Source organism: Phenylobacterium sp. (genome assembly GCF_024508875.1).
Lineage (GTDB): Bacteria > Pseudomonadota > Alphaproteobacteria > Caulobacterales > Caulobacteraceae > Phenylobacterium.
The window spans coordinates 1-2,404 of sequence record NZ_JANINU010000281.1; the positions used below are offsets into that span (position 1 = coordinate 1).

A 2,404-nucleotide genomic window follows, 5' to 3' on the forward strand; every position below is an offset into this window, starting at 1 on the left:
GCCCTGAACACCCTGGTGGCCCGGGTGGGCGGCGACATCGCCCGCCTGACCCTGGACGAGGCCCAGGGCATCCTGCGGCCGCACCTGTCGGTCACCGAGCGCAAGGTGACGGTCGACATGATCCAGAAGACAGTCGCCGAGCACTATGCGCTCAAGCAGGCCGACCTGATCTCGGAGCGCCGCGCCCGTGCGGTGGCCCGTCCGCGCCAGGTGGCCATGTGGCTCGCCAAGCAGATCACCACCCGCTCGCTGCCCGACATCGGCCGGCGCTTCGGGGGCCGCGACCACACCACCGTCCTGCACGCCGTGCGCCGCATCGAGGCCCTGAAGGCCGAGGACGCCGGCATCGCGCGCGACGTCGACGTGCTCCTGCGCAAGCTGCGCGGCTAGACCCGATATTTTGGGGAGCGCTGATGGAGGGCCCGCCGCGAGGCGGGCCCTTTGTCGTTCGGCGCCTTCAGCTTTCCTGTCGCCGCGCTCCGATTTTATGATGACCATCATATAAAAAGACTCCCGCTTCGCCTTGAGGGATACGGGGGTGCGTTTCCATCTCTCCGTCAGCGGCCGGCGATCCTCTCCGACCGGCAGGAGATGTGAGATGAGCGACAAGATTTCCCTCGGTTCGGCCCTGGTGACCGGCGCGTCCAGCGGCATCGGCGCGGTCTATGCCGACCGCCTGGCCCGACGCGGCTACGACCTGATCCTGGCGGCCCGCGACGTGGGCCGCCTCGAGACCCTGGCGGCGCGGTTGCGCGCCGAGGCCGGCGTGAAGGTCGAGGTGGTGAAGGCCGACCTGACCGTGCGCGAGGACCTGGGCAGGCTCGAACGCCGCCTGCGTGACGACCCGGCCATCAGCCTGCTGGTCAACAACGCCGGCGCCGCCCTCTTCGGCCCCTTCGCCGACGCCGATCCGGACAGGCTGGAGAACCTGATCCAGCTCAACGTGACGGCGGTCACGCGCCTGGCCAACGCCGCGGCGGCCGGCTTCGCCCCACGCGGGCGCGGCACGGTGGTCAACATCGGCTCGATCGTGGGCCTCGGCCCCGAGATGTTCGCCGGGTCGGTCTACGGCGCCACCAAGGCGTTCGTGCTCTACCTGACCCAGACGCTGCATGCGGAGCTGGCCAGCCAGGGGCTGCGCTTCCAGGCCGTGCTGCCGGGAGCCACCCGCACCGAGATCTGGGACCGCTCGGGCCGCGGGATCGAGAACGTGCCGGACGAGATCCTGATGGACGTCGACGAGCTGGTCGACGCGGCGCTCTCCGGTCTGGACCAGGGCGAACTGGTGACCATCCCCTCGCTGCCCGAGGCGGCGGACTGGGCGGCGGTCGATGCGGCTCGCCTCAAGCTGGCGCCCAACCTGTCGGCCCGGCATCCCGCGCCCCGCTATGGCGTGAAGGCTGTCGAGCCCGCCTGAGGCCTGGGCCGAAACGAGACGAGGCCTACGACGACAGTCGGTGGTGTCTTAGATCCGGACCTGGGCCAGCAGGGGACGGCGGCGGCGCAGCGTCGCGCCGGCCATGCCGAAGCCCGAGATCATCAGGGCCCAGGCGGCCGGTTCCGGGACCGGGGCGCTGGCGATGGCGACCTTGTCGAAGAACACGCCGCCGTTGCCCGGGATGGTGGCGGCCAGGGTGATCTTCTCGATGTTGCCCGTGCCCACGAAGGTGAAGCTGTCGGTCTTCCAGAGGAAGTTGTTCGCGCCGCCAAACGAGCCGTCGTTCTGCGCGACCACGTTGCGGGTCACGCCGCCGGCCGAGACGGTCGCGGTGGCGTTGTAGGGCGCGCTGGCGGCGTTGCGCGAGTAGGCGAACGAGACGGTGTAGAGCTGGCCCAGTTGGGTGGCGAACGACTGCGAGATCGTGCCGGCGTCCCAGCCGTTGATGTCGAGACCGGCCTGCCCGTCATAGGCCGGCGACCAGGACGAGGTGTTCAGCGTCACGTCGACGCTGCCCGACTCCACCGTCCAGCCCGGCAGGGCGACCGAGCCGCCCGCATAATAGGTGTAGCCGCCCCAGCCCTCCGGCGTCGCGGCGCCCAGGTCCTCGAAGCTGCCGTTGACCAGCACTTCCGAGGCCGAGGCGGCGGAAGCCCCCGACAGGGCGGCGACGGCCAGCGTGGCGGCTGCGGCGGTGCGGAGCAGGACAGAGCGCATGTGATCCCCAGCGATCGATGTTTCGTCGGGGAGCTTCACAGCAAGGACGGCGCCAGCCGGAACGGCACAAACGAAAAGGGCGGCCGCATCGCTGCGGCCGCCCCGATCGTTGCGAGAGTCGCTGGCGCTTAGGCGTCGGCGGCTTCCGGCTCTTCCTTCTTCGACAGATCCTCGCCGGTCTCCTGGTCGACGATCTTCATGGAGAGGCGGGTCTTGCCGCGGTCGTCGAAGCCCAGGAGCTTCACCTTG

At 70.0% G+C, this 2,404-nt stretch carries 3 protein-coding genes; 2 read left to right on the forward strand and 1 reads right to left on the reverse strand.

The annotated features are described in order from the left end of the window. A partial coding sequence (locus tag Q0L11_RS18980) for a helix-turn-helix domain-containing protein (protein ID WP_296599316.1) occupies nucleotides 1-390 on the forward strand: 390 nt, incomplete at its 5' end. A gap of 208 nt (nucleotides 391-598) precedes the next feature. Further along, the gene (locus Q0L11_RS18985; protein WP_296599318.1) at nucleotides 599-1,417 is read left to right on the forward strand and encodes an SDR family oxidoreductase; all 819 of its coding nucleotides are present in this window, start codon (nucleotides 599-601) and stop codon (nucleotides 1,415-1,417) included. 48 nt (nucleotides 1,418-1,465) lie between these two features. Here Q0L11_RS18985 and Q0L11_RS18990 read toward each other — a convergent pair whose 3' ends face one another. Beyond that, nucleotides 1,466-2,155 (reverse strand): PEPxxWA-CTERM sorting domain-containing protein, encoded by a 690-nt coding sequence (locus Q0L11_RS18990; RefSeq protein WP_296599319.1) that lies wholly within the window; start codon nucleotides 2,153-2,155, stop codon nucleotides 1,466-1,468. Nucleotides 2,156-2,404: the final 249 nt, after the last annotated feature.

Bases quoted from the DNA above. Each gene is read 5' to 3' on its own strand.
- Q0L11_RS18985 (WP_296599318.1), top strand. From the start codon at position 599: ATGAGCGACAAGATTTCCCTCGGTTCGGCCCTGGTGACCGGCGCGTCC.
- Q0L11_RS18990 (WP_296599319.1), bottom strand. From the start codon at position 2,155: ATGCGCTCTGTCCTGCTCCGCACCGCCGCAGCCGCCACGCTGGCCGTC.